Origin of the sequence: Pseudoalteromonas sp. JB197 (assembly GCF_002332205.1) — a bacterium.
Classification (GTDB): domain Bacteria; phylum Pseudomonadota; class Gammaproteobacteria; order Enterobacterales; family Alteromonadaceae; genus Pseudoalteromonas; species Pseudoalteromonas nigrifaciens.
This window is the reverse complement of record NZ_NRGZ01000001.1, coordinates 1,325,671-1,345,189: the sequence shown is the minus strand read 5'-3', so window position 1 is coordinate 1,345,189 and position 19,519 is coordinate 1,325,671. Positions and strand designations below refer to the sequence as shown.

Below are 19,519 nucleotides of genomic sequence, written 5' to 3'. Positions count from 1 at the left end.
AATTATGATCAGCCCAGAGTACAACCATTCTATGAGCCCAGCACTGGCCAACTTATTAAACCATTTTGGCAGCTCACTGTTTTCGTACAAACCCAGCGCAATGGATGGCGATAACGACGGGATACCTTGTGAAAATGATTCAAGGTTTTAAATAGGTGATAATTGCAGATGCGTTTTATATAAAAAATAGATTTAATAAATGGCTGTATATAAACACAGTTGTGTAGGTTTTATCCCATAACATTATTAAAAGTCGTTTTGGGATTAAATTATAAAGGTTACAAAATAGCAATTGTAACTGCTTGTTTATAAGTAAGTTGTTTGGTTTGGTTATCGAGCAACGTAATATGCGCCGTTTTGGGGTGTTATAACCCCAAAAGTGGTGTTCAATAAGCTGTTATGCCTAAAGGATGTGTATGCCAAGTAAATTAGATATCTCTAAAGAGGCACTTATTTTAGCTGAACAAGGTCTAAGGGAGTTAGAGTTGTCCGAAGCATCTCTTTCATCAATAGCCTTAAAAGCTAGTCGAATTGCACGCATTTCAGGTGATCATGAAATGCAAAATATTATGCTTTATGAAGTTGGTGGTTACCCGTCAGAGCCTTCAGGTGTAGATAAAGAGGTATGGAATGCAGCAGAAAGAGCGGGTCGAGTTTATAGAAAAAAAGAAGAAGATGGTGAAGAAAAAAGCTATGCAAAATTAGAATCGATTGAATCAATGGAAAGCATAATTCTAGCGAATAAAGAGTTATTGAAGTGTGCCCAATATCCAGTCGAAAGAACTAAAGCTTCAAATGCAATTACCAGCACTGCAAAAATGATTGGGAAACGAAGATCATTCATATATCAATATCTTAGAAGACAAATAAAGGGACAGGCATAAAATAATTAACAGTGCCGTAAATTAATCCACTTGTATTTTCTAAGCCATTTTCCTAGATGGATTAGGAATATGGATGATTTTATACCAGGCTATTTGCTAATAAACTCAATTTAACTAGGACGTTAGGGAAGTAAAATGAGTTTAATTGAAGCAAGCACAAAGGAATTTGGCAATATTACGGTGTTTTTACATAGCCTAGGCTCATTTTGCTATCGTATTGAGTGGTATAGCAAAATGACAGGGACAAATAAAGGGACAGGCATAAAATAATTAACAGGTTTATGCCTGTCCTTTACTAACTTTTTACTAGGGCGTGTTGATCTTTGTGGTATGAAAAACAAACAGCATGAAGATAAGGTATAATTGAATTCGCCAGAAAACTTTACACCGAACCTACATGCCAAGATTAATGTTAACAGACGGGACATGGAATGTCTTATCAAAAGTAATGTACTTAAGTGGTCGAATTTATAATAAGCCCAACCATAGAAAAACGCTCGAAGGCATACTGTATAAGATGCGCACAGGTATTCCATGGCGAGATTTACCTTCTGATTTTGGCCGTTGGAGTGCTATCTACAGACGGTTTAATTTATGGTCCAAAAAAGGGATTTTGAATGAACTGTTTCGCGCATTATCTCGTGATGCGGACATGGATTGGGTCTTCATTGATGGCAGTATTGTCAGGGCTCATCAACAGAGTTGCGGTGCAAGAACTGCTGACAATGAATCAATTGTAAAGAGCCGAGGTGGAAATTCTACGAAAATTCATCTTGCAGTCGATAGCGGAGGGTTGCCTGTTTATTATGAATTATCCTGTGGAAATACGCATGATATCGTCCATGCAGAGTCACTCGTAGCTAATTGCCCAACAAGTAATATGGTTGTCGCAGATAAAGGCTACGACAGTGAAAAACTGAGAGCGTTTGTTCGTGATAATAACGCTACACCCGTTATTCCACGTAAGGGCAACAGTTTAGTAGGCAATGAAGATATTGACTGGTGCATGTACAAATATCGGCACTTGGTTGAGAATGCATTTGGCCGTATTAAGCAATATAGAGGGATAGCCACGCGGTATGAAAAGCTTGAACGAAATTATCATTCAATGCTCGCTTTAGCATTTACTATGATGTGGCTACCAATGTGGGCTGATTGATATATGTACTACAAAGATCAACAGCCCCTAATCAAAACTTTATTTTTACTAAATTAAAGCGGCTTATTTTAAGCCGCTATTTCTTTTTACAAGCGCAGCGACTTTTACCTGTTTTTAAAAAGAGTACTTATAAAATTTTACAATTAAAGTGCTTCAAAAATAGCTGCAATACCTTGCCCGCCACCAATACACATAGTGACTAAGCCATATTTACCGTTAATACGTTTTAGTTCGTACAGGCATTTGGTTGATAAAATAGCACCGGTTGCGCCAACAGGGTGGCCAAGCGCTATAGCTCCGCCATTGGGGTTAACTTTATGCTCAGGAAAGTTTAACTGGTTGGCTACGCATAGTGCTTGTGCGGCAAAGGCTTCGTTTGATTCTATTACGTCCATGTCATTAATAGTTAATCCGGTTTTTTCAAACACCTGCTGCACAGCAGGAATAGGCCCTGTGCCCATTAATGAAGGCTCAACACCTGCTCTGGCATAACCGACTAGGCGACCGAGTGGTTTTAAGCCTTGTTCATTGGCCTTTTTCTCCGACATAAGCACTAACATGGCTGCGCCATCATTAATACCTGATGAGGTAGCTGCGGTGACTGTACCATTTTGTTTAAAGTAGGGTTTTAAGGTGGCGAGTTTTTCGGCCGTTGTGTCAGCGCGCACATGCTCGTCAGTATCAAAAACGTGATTGCCGTTACGCGATTTAATCTCGATGGGCATTATTTGCTGTTTAAAATGGCCTGCAGTAATGGCTTTAGCGGCTTTATGATGGCTTTGTGCTGCGTAAGCGTCTTGTTGCTTGCGGCTAATGCTATATTTTTCTGCAATGTTTTCGGCGGTAACGCCCATAGGGGTGTTATCCCATGGGTCTTGTAATGTGGTGCTTAGCTCATCAATTACTGTGCTATCACCCATTTTTTGGCCCCAGCGGTTACTCGCAAGGGTATAGCCTGAGCTACTCATGCTTTCAGCTCCGCCCGCTAAGGCTGCATCTACTTCACCTAATTGAATTTGTTGCGCTGCTTGTATAATGGCTTCTAAACCCGAACCACACAAACGGTTGAGTGTTACCGCATGACTACTAACAGATAACCCTGCATCTAGGCCAATAACTCGCGATAAATACGCGTCTTTAGGGCCGTTATGTATCACTTTACCTACCACGCATGAGCCAACTTGCTGTGGTGAAATGTTGGCTCTGGCTAATGCTTCTTTGGCGCACATGGTGCCTAATTGAGCGGGAGTGAAGTTTTTAAGGCTGCCACCAAAGCCACCGATAGCGGTGCGAACTGCGCTTAATATTACTACGCTATTGTTATTAAATTTTGTCATTGTGTTCTCTTATTATTTTTTTGCTTGTATCCACTTTGTTCTAAATGATATTAAAAGAGCAAAAGGATAAAGGTTGACTTTAATTCATCAAAACATAATTTTAAAATAAACTAAAGCTGCAGGCGTTGAGTTGATATATAACTTTGTTAATCATTTTATGTTTTTGCTTTAAAGAGATTTAAAAAGAGGATTTAAAAGATTTAAAAGGACAGGCACAAAGTATTTGCAAAACTCACATTAGCTACTACTGTTATTATATCCAGTGGTTATTGGTTTTGTATTTTATGACACGCGCAAGAAAAAATCTCATTGATTTGGCATCAACATCTTATTATCACTTAATAGCTAGATGCGTTAGGCGAGCTTTTTTGTGTGGTGATGATAAATACACAGGTAAAAACTTTGATCACCGCAGAGAGTGGCTAGTAGAGCGTATAAAGTTGTTAAGTAGTGTGTTTGCCATAGAGATTGCAGCTTACGCAATTATGAGTAATCACTATCACTTAGTTGTAAATGTTAATAGAAAGCAGGCACTAGATTGGGCAAATAGTGAAGTAATTGAACGCTGGAATAGGCTTTATAATGGCCACGCTTTGGTGGATAGTTACTTAAAAGGCGAGCAGTTAGATAATCCGAGTTTAGTTTGCGTTAATGAAATTATAGCTAAATGGCGAGAAAGACTTTACGACATAAGCTGGTATATGAAAAACCTAAATGAATACATTGCCCGTGAAGCAAATAAGGAAGATAGCTGCACAGGTAAGTACTGGGAAGGGCGCTATAAATCACAAGCATTATTAGATGAAACCGCATTGCTTAGTTGCATGGCCTATGTCGATTTAAATCCTATTAGAGCAAACATGGCCGGTACGTTAGAAGACAGTGATTTTACTTCTATTCAAGAACGTATAGCGCAATTGACAGCCTTTACTAAAAATACGGTTCAAACAAATAACCGCTCAAAACAAAAAGATAGTGTTCAAGATCAAAGTCAACCAAGTCAGCTAAAGCCATTTTGCGCTAACAACATAAAACACACTATACCTTTTGCGTTACTAGATTACTTAGAGTTAGTAGATTGGAGTGGTCGTCAAATTTCTCCAAACAAAAAAGGATATATAAATAAAGCAATTCCTAAATTGCTAGTTACTCTGAATATAGAAGAAGCACAATGGCTTGAATCGATTCAACGATTTAGGCATAAATATTCAAACTTTGCAGGGAGTAAACAACGATTAAAGCAGCAAGCCGCGAATAACGATGTTAAATGGTACAAAGGTGCAGGGTGAGCGCCACACCTTCAGCGATAACTTAAACAACAACTTTAACAAACCACCTTTGAAACTAACTTTACCTGCCTGATATCCCTACTAAACATATATCTACTAATAACTTAAATTATATAAACTAATAGAGCGTAGAAGTGAGAGGGAATTAGTAAATAACGATGACGAACTTTGAGGTTAAATAAACCAGGTAATATGTGCCTGTCCCATTTTAATCCCTTTTTAATATGCCTGTCCCATTTTTAATAATAAATAACTTCATGCCAATGTTGCAATAAACACCGTTTATGGTATAAGACTGCCAGCTTTAGTTTACTCAATATAGTATGGATAATAGCAAGGGTGAACAAGCCAATTCAATCTATTGAATTTTTGGACTTTTATCTAAAAACGGCGCCCAGTATTACCTTTAATATAAAGCCGCTTTGCAGCAACAGCACTTAACCAAACACACCGAATTTATTTTAGCCTACGGCTGCACCTTAAATCATACGTACCGCACGAATGCTTATATGAGCACGTACCTGGGTATTTAGTATTAATTACACGCCGCTGGTGATGATCACGCTAGGCATGTCATTTTGTAAGTTAATTAATTCTAATCACACGGCTATGGCCGTAAATTTGTGTAACCAGTTTATAAGCTACAGCACTTTATAAACGTCAACGCTTTAAACGTAATCCAACAAAAGCGGCATTACCTCACATGCCAAGCTTTGCAAACAGCCTATAAGTACTAAGCACTAGTTACTGCTTTAGGCTGCAATTCAATTTTAGTTATGTAATTAACAAGGTTAACAATGAACACCAATTTTAAAGAGCGTAAGCTTACTTATTTATCTGCTTGTTTAGTTTTCTTATTTACCAGCCAAACAAGCTCAGCCTTTGAGCAACCACCGCTATTTAATCAGGCTAATACAGCTATAGAGAGGGTTGCAGTGATAGGCTCGCGCCATGTATACAGCAGTAACTTTACGCCTTTAGAAACACCACAAGCTGAGCAAACAATCGATTTAGCAACGCTTGAAAATGCTGGCGCATGGGATTTAAACCAAGCATTGGATCTATCTGCTTCGGTTGCTAGGCAAAATAACTTTGGTGGCCTGTTAAATAATTTTGCTTTACGTGGTTTTACAGGAGATGAAAACCTCTCGAGTAACTACTTAGTTAATGGCTTTAATATAGGCTGGGGCTTGGGTGGTACGCGAGATCTGTCAAGTATTGCCTCGGTTGAGGTGCTAAAAGGGCCGCGTGCTGCGTTATTTGGCCGGGGAGAACCTGGCGGAGTGGTTAACTTAATAACTAAACGGCCAACATTTGATACCGCAGGCGAACTAAAACTTGCTGTTGCAAGTGAGGATACCTATAGGGCTGATATAGATTACACTACTGGGGTTTCTGATGATGTTGCAATTAGACTGATCGGTTTTTATGAAGATTCAAATAGCTTTAGAGACACCATTAAAAAAACCAAACAAGGCGTTAGCCCATCAGTAGCTTGGTATATTAACGACAATAGTGAACTGATTTACGAACTTGAATACAGTAAGCAAACAATACCTTTTGATAGAGGAGTGTTAGCAATAAATGGTGAGCTTGGGGTTATTCCTGCAAACCGATTTTTAGGTGAGCCGGGTGATGGCCCTATTACAGCACAAGTAGTTGGCCATCAGCTTGAACTTAAGCATGATATTAATGACGACTGGAGTGTATTAATTGCTGCTAATTACCGTGATACTAAGTTAACAGGCTTTGCTACTGAGACTGGTTTTGCAGGTGTAGTGAATGATGAGGTTAATCGCTTTAGGCGTTATCGAGATTACAGTGCAAACTATAAGGTTTTACGCGGCGAAGTTACTGGCGATATTAATTTTGCAGGGTTTGAGCATCGTTTAACTATAGGGGCTGATACCGATAAATTTGAAAACGATCAGTTTTTACTACAGGTAAAGGGCGATCAATATATTAATGTATATAACCCAGAGTATGGTGCTTATGCGCTACCTGCACCCACCACTCATACTGATCGTATTGAAATTCAGCAATCATTGGGCGTATTTATACAAGATCAAATAAGTTTAACCAATAAGCTAGATATACGTCTTGGCGCGCGTTTAGACGATTTTAAGCAAACACTTAATAACCGTTTAACTAATACAGGGTATAAACAAACAGAATCGCGTATTAGTCCGCAATTAGGGGCTGTGTATGCGGTGTCTGACTTTATATCGGCTTATGCGGCTTATGGTGAAAACTTTCGTCCGCTTTCGGGTACCGACGCCCAGGGAAACAGCTTTAAACCAAACCAAACAACTTCAAAGGAAGTAGGCGTTAAGGTTAGTTTAAATAACGGTGCGCTGGTGGGCACCTTAGCCTTATTTAAAGTTGAGCAACAAAATATGTTGGTAGTAGACGATCCAACAGCATTTACCAGTGCCGCTATTGGGGAGGCGCAAAGTAAAGGGTTTGAAATTGATATAAATGGTCAGCTAACGAATAACTTAAACCTGTGGGCGTCTTATGCTTATGTTGATGCAACAACCAAAAATTCATTTTACGATAGCAACTTTGGCCTAAATATAGCTGCAGGCAGCTCGCTGTTAAATATTCCTCAGCATCAATTGAGTTTACAGTTGGTAAAGTCGACAGAAGTGAATGGAAAAGCACTAAAATTGGGTGGTGGTTTACTTTATGTGGGAGATCGAAATGGCTTTTTTGGTACCGACTTTACACTGCCAAGTTATATAACTGCTCGGGCATTTATGCGTTACGCCGTATCAGACTCAATAACGCTAACAGGGGAGCTAGATAACTTATTTAATGAAACTTATTATATCAGCTCATTTTCAGACGATTGGGTACAACCTGGCACGCCTCGTAGTGTTAGGTTTTCTGCCTCGTTTAAGTTTTAATACCTTACACGTATTTTAAAAACGTATATCAGGCTGGTTAGTATAAGCAGCCTGTTAGTTAATCTAGTATTGAGTAAGGTATTTTATTGTGGGTACTTTAATGGCTTGCTTTATCGCCCCAAATTTCTTCTAGGCGGTTGTCGCGCCCACAACGCCAGCGATAGGTATTGTAGCGAATAGGATTGTTTTTATAATAATCTTGATGGTAACTTTCATCGCCTTTAATTGGGTAAAAGGTACTGGTGTTTAGTATAGGGGTAACCACGGTTTTATTTGGGAACTGTTTGCTCACTGCTTGTTTAGATTGTTCTGCTAATTTGCGCTCTTGCTCGTTAGCTACAAAAATAGCGCTTAGGTAACTTGGCCCTTTATCGCAAAACTGGCCTTTAGCATCAAAGGGATCAATGTTTACCCAGTAATGGTCGAGTATAGCTTTATAGCTAACTATTGCAGGATCGTAAGTAATTTCTACAGCTTCATAATGACCACGATGATTGCCGTTATAAGTTGGGTTTTTAAGTTTACCTCCCGTAAAACCCGATATTACATCGGTTACACCTGCTAGCTTTTCAAAATCACTTTCCATACACCAAAAGCAACCTCCGGCTAAAACGGCTTTTTCGGTTTTGTTTGCATGGGCGAGCGATGCATAAAATATAACGGATGATGTTAACGCTAAGGCTAATATTCTTTTCATAAAATCTCGCATCTGTTTGATGAATGTATAAATATATTGGTATAGTTACTAGACCCGCTATTAGTAAAACGTATTTCATTTTTATTTATAAGCCGCAACGCGCTTTAGTGAATGAGGCCACTTTAATAAAACCCACTTTAAAGCCTAAATCCTATTTTTGAAGCTATCGCAAAGCTTGTTAGCTAATTTTAAGAACAGTAAAACTAATAAAATGCTTATTGCCGGTGGATCACAACTAGGCATTAGCAAAAAGATAGCGGGTAGGTGCTTAGTACACAAGCTTATAAAATGTTAACTGCCAATACCGCTGGTGGGGGTATGTATTTAAAAAGTAGGGAAGTAAGATATTTAGCACAAATGGCGTTGACTGTGTGCGTACAGTGTTTGTTTTTATATAATAAACTTTATGTATAAATTCAGTTTTATAATAGGTTGTTATATATAAAGTTTTAACTTTAAATGGTGCCGGTTTACTTAGCTGGGTTACAATATTGCAGGTAACTGTGTTTATACACAGTATTGTTTGGAGGTGCATAATATTACCTGTACTTATTAAAGTGCAGAATAGGAGTTTAATAAGAAATGGCTAGTGTATTAAACACCTTATTCAGAGCTTATTTTATTTATACTGAATGCTATTAGCTTTAATGGACAAAGTTATGAGTAAAAAGAACACATCGTGCTTTGTTGTGAGTGAGTATAGTTTAGCAATAGCGCTAATCTTTATGTTTTCTTTATCATAAGTAAAGGGCGGGGCTTACCGCATAGCGATGCTCCGTTTTAGTTACCAGTAATTATATAGTGCTCTGTTTATAGCAAAGCTATTTTTTGGGTAAGTTGCCTTAACATAGCATCGGCATTGGGAGATTGCTCGTTTAACCCGCTAATTAAAGTCATAAAGTAGCAGTCAATCATTACGCTTGCTTTTACGTCATCAATTTGAGTTTGCTGCTGAAATAATAACTGTTTAAACAGGCTTACTTGCTCACTAAAAAAGGTTGCTTGCCAAATAACATTACTGATAAGTATTTTACTAAATTCACTGTTTTCACAATAAAAATAATACAGGGGATGTGCATAATGACGCAGCTTTAATCTAGGAGAGTGTTGTTTATCGGATGCGCGAGCTTGATTAATTATAGCGGTAATTTGTTGCTGCATTCCGGCAATTAATAAGTCTATTTTATTTTCGAAATGACTAAATACAGTGCCCACAGCCACACCAGCAGCTGTTGCAATTTCTCGGGTTGAGGTATGCTCGTAACCTTGTAATAAAAATAACTCCCAAGCAGATACTAAAATTTTATTACGTGTTCTCTGTTTTTTATCCATTATATTTGTGTATTGCTCTCTACTAGTTTTATTAAGTAATGTTTGTAAGTGCAAAATAAGTGTTTATAAAACTGCATTAAAAACAATTGAGTACCCTATTTTAAGCTTGCAAATGCTTATTGACTATTCGCTACTTACTAAATTAAGTAAATAGTAATTGAGTGCGCTCATTTTTATTGTGAGCATGCTCAATTAATAATCTGCATTGTTATTATTATAGCAAACATGTATTTGTTCATTCTACAGGTTCTAGTTTGCTTATCTAACTCTCAAGTTAGAGTTTATTGTCTTATTTAAGCGCATTAAAATAAACCAGTAGCTTGGTTATAAGCGATAATACTTACTCGCGTAAATGCTATAAAAATTAGCTCAGTGTAATACTTAGGATATGTTGTTTAATAGCTGCATTTTAACTAAAATAACTTTATAATCTCGCAGATTTAATTAATAACCAAAAGGCTGCTTTTTATCAAAGCAGCCTTTTGGTTATTAATGTAAGCTAAAAAGTCGTTATTTATTTTGCTGCTCTCTTGCTAATTGGTTTGGCAATAACTGCTCTATAATTTCGCGAGCGGGAAGGGTGTAGCGCGTGCCGTCAAACATCACCGAAGTGAACTCGTTAATATTAGTAATCCCCGTTAGGGTCCAACCTTCGCCGCGCTCAGGGCAATAAACCGTGGTAGTGGGCTGTATTACTTTAAAATCGTCACTCATGGCTAATTACTCTCAATATATTGCTTGTTAATGCAGTATGGTAAGTTAATAATACTGTTATATAAAGTGCTATTTATTGCTTAATAGCTATTTTTACAAATACTGAATTTAAGTAGTAGGTAGCTCAAAAATTTATAATTTTGGTAATTGCATGTTTAAAACAATAACACTACCGCGAGTTACCTTGCGTTTAATAACTCACAAACATGGCGCAGCTTTGTTTGGCATTTTAAATCATCCTTTAGTGTCTCAATATAACGATTACCAAACACCGCTTAGCCAGCAACAGGTAAAGCAATTAATACAAAACGATATTAGCGGCTATTACGAAGGGGGTGTATTGCGCTTAGCAATTGAGCATAACAGCAATGGCCAATTGTTAGGCTCGTGTGGTTTATACAAAATAAATACAGACAAGCAAACTGCTTTTATAGGTTTTGAGCTACACCCAGATTTTTGGCAACAAGGAATTATGCAAGAAGTGCTTTTAGGTTTTATGGCAGTAATGCCTGCATTACAATTAAAACATTTGTATGCTGAGGTAAGTACACACAACCAACGTTCACACGCTTTGCTAATAAAGCTAGGATTTACGCCAAAGTGTGGTGTACAAAATAGTGATAACAGTTCACTTTGGTATAAATTATTATAGAGTTAACGTGCTACAATAATCTAAACGTTACCTCCGTAATTACTGTAATTATTTATAAGTAAACACAGTAAAGAACACATCATACTTGCTGTGAGGGAGTAATACCTTAGCAAAGGTGTTAAATTTATAAAGTAGCAGGGCAGTAGTAAATGCTAAGCGCAGATATTTATTTCAAATTACAATATCTGAGATCCTGACGACTTATCCGGTTCACTTAAATTGCACATTTGAGTTCGGCGTGTTTAACCTTTATGGTGGCTTTGGTCCGCACTTATACAACCTACTATATGCAAGTGCACGTAACGTTATTTGAAATGACAGCTACAGAGCAAATTGATATAGCGTTTTCAAGGCCATTACTAAGAAGCACAATTAGCAATGAATTTATTAGCCATACGGTCTATCCAGATAAGCTAGTTGCTCTTGTTAATCAAGGCCATAAATGTGAAAGTAAATAAGTCGGGTTTTCGCCAAATAGTGTTAGCAAACCTAGGCATATGCAATCATTAGTAACCGAGATTGTAATGTTTAGGAGTGGGGTGATAGGACAGTATTGTGCACAAGAAATTTTACAGTGAGGATGTCATTTTATAACGCTGGAGAATGTAAGTACGCAAAGTCCACTACAAATTCAATTTAAAAAATGACGTAAGTACAACATTTGTAAATATAGTTTTAAGCGCCAAAATAGACATTCAAAGCAGCATGGCTGAGTGATGCTATAAACTTAAAACCAATAAAAAAGGCCTTGTTATGCTCTATAACAAGGCCTTTATAAAACTATGTTAGGCTTTAAAGTATATACCTAAAACCAATTGCGATGCCGTCATCTTCCGATTGTTCCATAAGTGCTTGTTGTTCTTTATTAGCACTTTCAAAGTCACCAAAATCTTTACGTGCTTCTATGTAAAGCTGGGTATTGTCGTCAAGTAAGTAATGAACACCAATAACGGCAAATTGACGCTTAAATACATCGTTAGGGTCGGCGTTAAAGTTAGGTTGAATTACGTAATCGTCGCCAGCATCAAAAAGGTTGTATGCAATAAATGGTCTAAAGTCATTATCGAAACGGTAAGATACAAATGTTTCTATACCAACTGCTTCTTTAATTAAGCGACCCAGATTGTCGGTATCATGGTTTTCGTTTTTATTAATGTTAGCGGCAGCGTATAAACCTGGTGCGTTAATGTTACCCCAAATAATACCAGCGCCATAAATTATATCTTCTACTGAGCGAGTTGTGCCATCGCCAAAGTGTAAGTCAAACTCACCGCGGTTAATGCCGGCAGTTAACGTAAGCATATTGGTTACGTTATAAGTTACTGCGCCACCAAAAGTGTAATTAAACTCTACTTTTTGTGCTGTCGCATCGCCAGCTTCCCATTTTTTTGGCACTGTGCTTCTGTAATATTGCTTACATCACAAGTGTAAAACTCACTGTTTTTTAGCTGCGTTTGTACGCTAAATTCAAAGTCGTTGTAAGTATTGCGATATTGCAACGTTTTATCACCGCGACCGGTACCATTTACTGCGCCATCGTCTTTATTATATGTGTAAACACCTGCAGCGTTACCATCCCACACATAGCTGTAGTTGGTGGCGTAAACAACATCGAACCACGAACCCCATTGTTTACCAATGGTAATTTGACCATATTTATCATGCGATAAGCCGGCATAACCTAAGCGGTTATATAAAAACTCATCTTGAATAGATTCAAAACGGTTATTATAAACAATATCACTGTTACCAACAGGGTTTACACCCCATTCAATTAAGGCCAGTGCTTCCCAATCATTTTTTAATTGACGTTTAAAAGCAAAGTTAATACGCGAGGCACCATTTACTATTTCAGTTTGGTTTTGGGTATTGATCGCACGAACGTCAATATAACCACCAATAGAGACAGCATTTTTTTCGTCTTTATAAACTTCTACTGCTGATACAGCTGGAGCCGCTAAAATACTTACGCTTAGTAGAGTTGCTAACTTGTTATTTATCATTTGTTGCCTTGTGTAAATTTGATGCTTTTTTATTGGGGTATATCTGTGGGGTTGAAGACTAACAAAGCAATAATATGCTCAAAAGTGAAAAATAATCACCCGCAATAAACAAAATAAATGGCAAATATTCACCTAGCGTTAATTTTGTTTTTGTGGTGTTGCTTTTTTTAATGCTTTAAGTTGCTGGGTAGTTGTTTGGTATTAGAAATTAAAAAAATAAAGGTGAGTTTTTTTCAAGTTGGCTAAAAAGTGAAGGGTAGTGCAAAAGCTCTAAGTGGCTTTTATATCATCAATATATACAAAAATATTTTTAATAAAAACTAAATGCGACAAACAAGCTAACAAACAGGTTAAACAGTTGTATTAAATAATTTTGCAGATGTTAACAACGGCGAATGAAATTCAGTCAGCAAAAATTTATTAATTAAATACGCACCAGCAGCAATATCAATTGCTGACTGATGTTGTTTTTGGATACAAATATAAGGAGGTGATAACTTTTCAAAATTGAAATTTGTTTAATTATGCGGCAATTTAATCGCTTTGTAAGGTGCGTTACCTAGCGTGCGTTAAGTAATATTTCACAACTTAATTATAGTTATTAAAGCAGGCTCTTATTTGCGTATTTAGCCTTTAAACTTTCATAGAAAAAACGATGAATTTGGTTTAAACTGCGCGCAATTAAAATACATCATGTCTCCCTTGGAGGGTAGCGCTATTATTAGTACAGCTAACATCACCATGCAATTTGGTGCTAAACCATTATTTGAAAACATCTCAGCAAAATTTGGCGACGGCAACCGTTACGGTTTGATCGGTGCTAATGGTTGCGGTAAATCAACATTTATGAAAATTCTAAGTGGTGAGCTTGAGCCGTCTTCGGGTAACGTTAGCACTGATCCAAATGAACGAGTTGCTAAACTAAACCAAGACCAGTTTGCGTACGAAGAGTATTCTGTAATTGATACTGTGATCATGGGTCACAAGCAGTTATGGGAAATTAAACAAGAACGCGACCGCATTTACTCTTTAGCTGAAATGAGCGAAGCGGATGGCATGAAAGTAGCAGATTTGGAAACTGAATTTGCCGAAATGGACGGTTACTCTGCAGAATCTAAAGCGGGTGAGTTGTTATTAGGTGTAGGTATTGCTACTGAGCAACACTATGGCCCTATGTCAGAAATTGCGCCAGGTTTTAAATTGCGTGTACTTTTAGCACAGGTACTGTTTTCAGATCCTGAAATAATGCTACTCGATGAACCTACTAATAACTTGGATATTTATACAATCAAGTGGTTAGAAGATGTATTGAACCAACGCGATTGCACCATGATAATAATATCGCATGACCGCCACTTTTTAAACTCGGTTTGTACCCACATGGCCGATATTGATTACGGTGAGCTGCGTATTTATTCAGGTAACTACGACGAATACATGTTTGCTGCAACGCAAGCACGTGAGCGTCTGTTAAGTGAAAACGCCAAAAAGAAAAACCAAATTGCTGAACTTCAACAATTTGTATCACGTTTTTCTGCTAATGCGTCAAAAGCTAAGCAAGCAACGTCGCGTGCTAAACGGATCGACAAAATTCAGTTAGATGAAGTTAAAGCGTCATCACGTCAAACGCCATTTATTCGTTTCGATCAAGAAAAACAATTATTCCGTAATGCGCTAGAAATGACTAACCTTAGCCAAGGTTTTGGCGACAACACTTTGTTCTCTGGCCTTGAAGGTTTAGTAGAAGTAGGTGAACGCATTGCTATTATTGGTGAAAACGGTGTAGGTAAAACAACACTATTAAATACCTTTGCTGGGCGTTTAGCGCCTAAATCGGGTGAGTTTAAATGGTCTGAAAATGCCAATATTGGTTATTACGCGCAAGATCATGCAGATGAATTTGCCACCGATATGAACTTATTTGAGTGGATGGAGCAATGGCAGCAAGAAGGCGACGACGAGCAAGTGGTGCGCAGCTTTTTAGGCCGTATGTTGTTCTCTCAAAACGATATTAAAAAGTCGGTTAAAGTAATATCGGGTGGTGAGCAAGGCCGTATGTTATTTGGTAAAATTATGATGCATAAACCAAATATATTACTAATGGATGAGCCAACCAACCACATGGATATGGAATCTATTGAAGCACTTAACTTAGCACTTGAAGCCTACGAAGGTACTTTATTGTTTGTGTCTCACGATCGCCAATTTGTATCATCGGTTGCTACGCGTATCTGGGAAGTTAAAGACGGTAAGGTTATTGACTTTAGAGGTACCTACGCTGAGTACCTAGCAAGTAAAGAGGCGTAAATAGCGCTTTACTGCTAACTTTAAAAAGCCATGTTTAACATGGCTTTTTTTGTTTTTGTTAGTCGCAATTTAATGACTTTTGGGTATAATACCCGCCATAAAAGCGGACATAAGTCCGCTAGTTAAAATAGTATATTACTGAGGAGTATTTATGAAAGTTGGCATTATTATGGGTTCTAAATCAGATTGGCCAACCATGGAACATGCGGCGCTCATGCTAGAAAAATTTGGCATTGAGTACGAAACAAAAGTAGTTTCTGCCCACCGAACTCCTCAACTCCTTGCTGATTACGCAAGCTCAGCAAGTGACCGTGGTATTAAAGTTATAATTGCAGGCGCAGGCGGCGCGGCCCATTTGCCGGGTATGGCAGCTGCATTTACCTCATTACCAGTACTTGGTGTGCCAGTTAAATCAAAAGCGCTTAATGGTATCGATTCGCTACTTTCTATTTGCCAAATGCCTAAAGGTGTTGCGGTAGGGACATTAGCTATTGGTGAGCCTGGCGCTGCTAATGCAGGTTTACTTGCAGCGCAAATTTTAGGGTGTCAAAACCCTGAAATATTCGCAAAAATTGAAGCGTTTCGTAAAGAACAAACCGACACTATTTTAGCTAACCCTAATCCTGCAGAGTAATAATGACTATTTTAATTTTAGGTGCAGGGCAATTAGCACGCATGATGAGCCTTGCTGGCGCGCCACTTAATTTAAACGTGGTTGCGTACGATGTAGGCAGCCAAAAAATTGTGCACCCACTCACAGGCGAAGTTTACTCAACCACATTAGAGCAAGCCATAGCAAACGCAGATGCAATTACTGCTGAGTTTGAGCATATACCTGACGATGTATTAACACTTTGTTGTAATAGCAATAAGTTTTATCCGGGTAAAGCGGCCATTAAAACTGGTGGCGATCGCCAAATCGAAAAAGCACTACTAGATAAAACAGCTGTAGCGTGCGCACCGTATCAACTTATTACTGAAAAAGCGCACCTTGAGCTTGCGGTTAAAAACCTAGGTAAACCTTTAGTTATTAAAACCTGTCAAGCAGGCTACGATGGTAAAGGCCAATGGCGATTAAAGTCTGACGATCAAATTGATGAAATTTGGGCTCAAATGTCTGATTTTATTGCCTCAGGCACAGCACATGCACCTCATACTATTATTGCTGAAAAAATGATTCCGTTCGATCGTGAAGTATCTATTATTGGTGCACGCGATAAACACGGTAATGTTGCAATTTATCCGTTAACCGAAAACCAGCACACCAATGGTGTATTAACCTTATCGGTAGCAGGTTTAAATAATAGCCATGTAGAGCAGCAAGCTATTGATGCCTTTACTAAATTAGCGAATGAGCTTAATTATGTGGGTGTATTGGCAATTGAGTTTTTTGACGTTAAAGGCACTTTACTGGTAAACGAAATTGCCCCGCGTGTACACAACTCAGGCCACTGGACACAGCAAGGTTGCCATTGCTCGCAGTTTGAAAACCATATGCGTGCGGTTGCAGGGCTGCCTCTGGGTAATACTGAGCTTAAACACGCCACTGCGATGATAAATGTGCTTGGCCAAGCCAGTATTCCTACTGCAGTTTTAGAAGTGACTGATGTAACTAGTCATTGGTACGGTAAAACAGTAAAACCAGGGCGTAAAATGGGTCATATTAATGTCTCAGCTCAAAGTCTACATCAACTAGGTGAACGCTTAGCTGAACTTAGCGAGTGTTTACCAGAAAAAGCCTACCCAGGTATTTTAGCCACGAGTACATCTTTGATACTCAACTAAAAATAAGCAATAAATTGGGACATCTCAATTTATTGCTTAACGCCAAAGGCTACACCTATGTTTAACCCTAAATACCGCAATGTTGTGTTTGCATTTTTAATGGCACTATTAATGTCGGGCTTTATGTCTTTTGTGATCTCATTATTTAACGTGGGAATGGTCGATAATATTATAACTATATGGCTTAAAGCATGGGTATTTGCATTTTCTATCGCATTTCCTACAGTTATTCTAGTTGCACCTTTAGTACACAAGTTAACTGATAAAATAATTCGAGCGTAATACAGCATGCCATTAACACTCAAAAAGCCATTGTTTTTAATTCTTTTAGCATTATGTATCACTCCTTTTATTGGCGCTGGTAGTGCACTGGTAATAGGCGCTGCTTTTGCTATGACATTAGGTAATCCGTTTGCCGAGCTTTCGCAAAAAGCCAGTAAGTGGATGTTAAAAGCAGCGGTGGTCGGGCTTGGTTTTGCCGTTGACTTTAATCAGGTAATTGAAGTGGGTAGCAGCTCTTTAGTGCTCACTATTGTGAGTATTACCGCAATAATTGGCTTAGGTGAAATACTTACCCAAGTATTTAAACTTAACCGCAATACCGGCGTATTAATTTCATTTGGCACTGCTATTTGTGGTGGCAGTGCTATTGCAGCTATGGCACCGGTAATTAAAGCAAAAGATCATGAAGTGGCTGTGGCACTTGGCGTAGTATTTATGCTCAATGGCGTGGGCTTACTGTTGTTTCCGGCCATTGGCCATTATTTTAATTTAACCGAGCAGCAATTTGGCATGTGGGCTGCTTTAGCTATTCACGATACCAGCAGTGTTGTAGGTGCATCCGCTACTTATGGCGCTGTGGCACTAAGCATTGCCACCACAGTAAAATTAACCCGCGCTATGTGGATCATTCCTTATACTGCGCTTGCTGGGGTGTTTTTACGCTCAGATGAAAAAGCCAGTATTCCACTATTTATTGTTGGCTTTGTACTCGCCGCACTTATTAATACTTATTTGCCACAGTTTTCACCTGTATGGAGCGTTATTAATATAGTTGCTAAACAATTGCTTATAGTTACATTATTTTTAATTGGTAGTGGCCTATCATTAGCAATACTAAAACAAGCCGGACTTAAGCCCTTTATAATGGCAATTTTATTATGGATAGTGGTAAGTAGTGTTATTTTATTTTTAATTTTAGATGGGTTGATATAATGAAAGGTAATTTAAGTAGTATTACTTTGGGTAGTACGTTGTTTTGTTTACTGCTAAGCAACTACGTTGCAGCGGCGCAACTGCGTGTTGCCACCTTTAATGTAAGTATGGATGCAACTAACTATACACCAAGAAAAACCCCTGTAAAAAGCGATTCTTTGGTTAGCGCGCTTAAAGCAGAGCATTCACAAATTAAAAATATTGCCGAAATAATTCAACGTGTTCGCCCCGATATAATACTATTAAACGAGTTTGATTATGTGCCAAAAGAGCAGGGTATAGCGTACTTTAAAAGCCATTATTTAAACGTGAGTCAAAATAATCAAGCGGCAATAGACTATCCTTATTTTTATATTGCGCCGGTTAATACCGGTTTAGCCACTGAGTTTGATTTAGATAACGACGGTAAAAAAATAGGAATAATGGGCGACGCTCACGGTTTTGGTTTTTTTGAAGGCCATTACGGTATGGCCGTTTTATCTCGTTATCCAATCGATTTAGATAAAGTACGAACGCTGCAAACTTTTAAATATAAAGATATGCCTAATGCGCAAATGCCTATCGATCCAACCACAGGCAAAAACTGGTATAACGAGCAAGAATGGCAAAACATTCGTTTGAGCTCAAAATCTTTTTGGGATTTACCCATATCAGTTAATAATAAAACGGTACACATACTTGCATCGCACCCAACCCCGCCGGTTTTTGATGGCTTAGAGGACAGAAACGGTAAGCGTAACCATGATGAAGTAAGGTTAGTTGCAGACTACATTAATAATGCCGATTATATTTATGACGATAAAGGTAAAAAAGGCGGTTTAAATGCTCAGTCTCGGTTTGTTATTTTAGGTGACTTAAATGCCGCCCCTGAGGGTGATAAACAGCGAACTATAACTACAGATCAGCTACTTAAGCATCCGCTTGTAAACGCCAGTTTTATACCGAAAAGTGCTGGCGCAAAAGAGCAATATCCACAGCACAGCCATGCTAAAAATTACAGTGCAAGTTGGCAAGCACGGGTTGACTATGTTTTGCCATCGCATTATGGGTTAAAAATTATTGATGGTGGGGTATTTTGGCCAACTAAAAATAGCCAGCTATACCGCTTAATTAAAGACAGAAATGCGTCGAGTGATCATCGACTAGTTTGGCTAGATTTACGCTTAGAATAAGCAACCTAACTCAGTTACACCGGCGTTTGTCTTAAAAAATTGCAATCACCAAAGTGCTTCTGCT

General features: G+C 38.2%; 17 protein-coding genes and 2 pseudogenes. 14 read left to right on the top strand and 5 right to left on the bottom strand.

Annotation, left to right across the window (positions count from 1 at the left end; translation table 11 throughout):
- Nucleotide 1 precedes the first annotated feature (1 nt).
- From CIK86_RS19495 to CIK86_RS06385, 4 genes and pseudogenes are all read left to right on the top strand, one after another.
- Nucleotides 2-103: pseudogene (locus CIK86_RS19495) on the top strand (NAD(P)H-dependent oxidoreductase); the annotation flags it as partial.
- 313 nt (nucleotides 104-416) lie between these two features.
- Nucleotides 417-884 carry a hypothetical protein gene (locus tag CIK86_RS06390; protein ID WP_086995271.1) on the top strand — a complete coding sequence of 156 codons (468 nt, stop codon included), beginning with the start codon at nucleotides 417-419 and terminating at the stop codon, nucleotides 882-884.
- A 135-nt stretch (nucleotides 885-1,019) separates the two neighbouring features.
- Nucleotides 1,020-1,154, top strand: coding sequence for a hypothetical protein (locus CIK86_RS19365; RefSeq protein WP_254910725.1), 135 nt, complete (start codon nucleotides 1,020-1,022; stop codon nucleotides 1,152-1,154).
- A 127-nt stretch (nucleotides 1,155-1,281) separates the two neighbouring features.
- A complete protein-coding gene (locus CIK86_RS06385; RefSeq protein WP_096317093.1) occupies nucleotides 1,282-2,043 on the top strand; it encodes an IS5 family transposase in 762 nt (253 codons plus the stop codon).
- Between the two features lie 143 nt (nucleotides 2,044-2,186).
- Here CIK86_RS06385 and CIK86_RS06380 read toward each other — a convergent pair whose 3' ends face one another.
- The gene (locus tag CIK86_RS06380; RefSeq protein ID WP_086996982.1) at nucleotides 2,187-3,380 is read right to left on the bottom strand and encodes an acetyl-CoA C-acyltransferase family protein; all 1,194 of its coding nucleotides are present in this window, start codon (nucleotides 3,378-3,380) and stop codon (nucleotides 2,187-2,189) included.
- 284 nt (nucleotides 3,381-3,664) lie between these two features.
- Here CIK86_RS06380 and CIK86_RS06375 point away from each other — a divergent pair, with 284 nt between their 5' ends.
- Both CIK86_RS06375 and CIK86_RS06370 read left to right on the top strand, forming a co-directional pair.
- Nucleotides 3,665-4,669: a transposase gene (locus CIK86_RS06375; RefSeq protein WP_343251998.1), complete on the top strand. Its 1,005-nt coding sequence runs from the start codon at nucleotides 3,665-3,667 to the stop codon at nucleotides 4,667-4,669.
- Nucleotides 4,670-5,466: 797 nt separating this feature from the next.
- A complete protein-coding gene (locus tag CIK86_RS06370) occupies nucleotides 5,467-7,578 on the top strand; it encodes a TonB-dependent siderophore receptor (RefSeq protein WP_086996976.1) in 2,112 nt (703 codons plus the stop codon).
- A 97-nt stretch (nucleotides 7,579-7,675) separates the two neighbouring features.
- Here the strand turns inward: CIK86_RS06370 and msrA are convergent, their stop codons facing one another.
- From msrA to CIK86_RS06350, 3 genes are all read right to left on the bottom strand, one after another.
- Entirely contained in the window at nucleotides 7,676-8,275 is a 600-nt protein-coding gene (msrA, locus tag CIK86_RS06365) for a peptide-methionine (S)-S-oxide reductase MsrA (RefSeq protein WP_086996973.1), read from the bottom strand.
- A gap of 810 nt (nucleotides 8,276-9,085) precedes the next feature.
- Entirely contained in the window at nucleotides 9,086-9,607 is a 522-nt protein-coding gene (locus tag CIK86_RS06355) for a TetR/AcrR family transcriptional regulator (RefSeq protein WP_086996965.1), read from the bottom strand.
- Nucleotides 9,608-10,117: 510 nt separating this feature from the next.
- Nucleotides 10,118-10,321 carry a hypothetical protein gene (locus CIK86_RS06350; protein WP_011328256.1) on the bottom strand — a complete coding sequence of 68 codons (204 nt, stop codon included), beginning with the start codon at nucleotides 10,319-10,321 and terminating at the stop codon, nucleotides 10,118-10,120.
- A 151-nt stretch (nucleotides 10,322-10,472) separates the two neighbouring features.
- Here CIK86_RS06350 and CIK86_RS06345 point away from each other — a divergent pair, with 151 nt between their 5' ends.
- Together CIK86_RS06345 and CIK86_RS19230 are read left to right on the top strand one after the other, a co-directional pair.
- Nucleotides 10,473-10,973 carry a GNAT family N-acetyltransferase gene (locus CIK86_RS06345; RefSeq protein ID WP_011328255.1) on the top strand — a complete coding sequence of 167 codons (501 nt, stop codon included), beginning with the start codon at nucleotides 10,473-10,475 and terminating at the stop codon, nucleotides 10,971-10,973.
- A gap of 251 nt (nucleotides 10,974-11,224) precedes the next feature.
- Nucleotides 11,225-11,431, top strand: a complete 207-nt coding sequence (locus CIK86_RS19230) for a hypothetical protein (RefSeq protein ID WP_140391195.1) — start codon at nucleotides 11,225-11,227, stop codon at nucleotides 11,429-11,431.
- 334 nt (nucleotides 11,432-11,765) lie between these two features.
- On the opposite strand, the pseudogene CIK86_RS06340 reads toward CIK86_RS19230, so the two are convergent.
- Nucleotides 11,766-12,976 (bottom strand): annotated as a pseudogene (locus CIK86_RS06340) (porin).
- Nucleotides 12,977-13,693: 717 nt separating this feature from the next.
- Here CIK86_RS06340 and CIK86_RS06335 point away from each other — a divergent pair.
- From CIK86_RS06335 to CIK86_RS06310, 6 genes are all read left to right on the top strand, one after another.
- Nucleotides 13,694-15,283, top strand: a complete 1,590-nt coding sequence (locus CIK86_RS06335; RefSeq protein WP_080516828.1) for an ABC-F family ATPase — start codon at nucleotides 13,694-13,696, stop codon at nucleotides 15,281-15,283.
- Nucleotides 15,284-15,434: 151 nt separating this feature from the next.
- Entirely contained in the window at nucleotides 15,435-15,917 is a 483-nt protein-coding gene (purE, locus tag CIK86_RS06330; protein WP_011328251.1) for a 5-(carboxyamino)imidazole ribonucleotide mutase, read from the top strand.
- A gap of 2 nt (nucleotides 15,918-15,919) precedes the next feature.
- The gene (locus CIK86_RS06325; RefSeq protein WP_086996962.1) at nucleotides 15,920-17,068 is read left to right on the top strand and encodes a 5-(carboxyamino)imidazole ribonucleotide synthase; all 1,149 of its coding nucleotides are present in this window, start codon (nucleotides 15,920-15,922) and stop codon (nucleotides 17,066-17,068) included.
- 57 nt (nucleotides 17,069-17,125) lie between these two features.
- Nucleotides 17,126-17,350 (top strand): DUF2798 domain-containing protein, encoded by a 225-nt coding sequence (locus CIK86_RS06320; RefSeq protein WP_011328249.1) that lies wholly within the window; start codon nucleotides 17,126-17,128, stop codon nucleotides 17,348-17,350.
- A gap of 6 nt (nucleotides 17,351-17,356) precedes the next feature.
- Nucleotides 17,357-18,283, top strand: a complete 927-nt coding sequence (locus CIK86_RS06315) for a putative sulfate exporter family transporter (protein WP_096317092.1) — start codon at nucleotides 17,357-17,359, stop codon at nucleotides 18,281-18,283.
- Complete coding sequence (locus CIK86_RS06310; RefSeq protein ID WP_086996959.1) at nucleotides 18,283-19,455, top strand: endonuclease/exonuclease/phosphatase family protein; 1,173 nt, start codon at nucleotides 18,283-18,285, stop codon at nucleotides 19,453-19,455. The genes CIK86_RS06315 and CIK86_RS06310 overlap by 1 nt, the downstream gene beginning before the upstream one ends.
- Nucleotides 19,456-19,519: the final 64 nt, after the last annotated feature.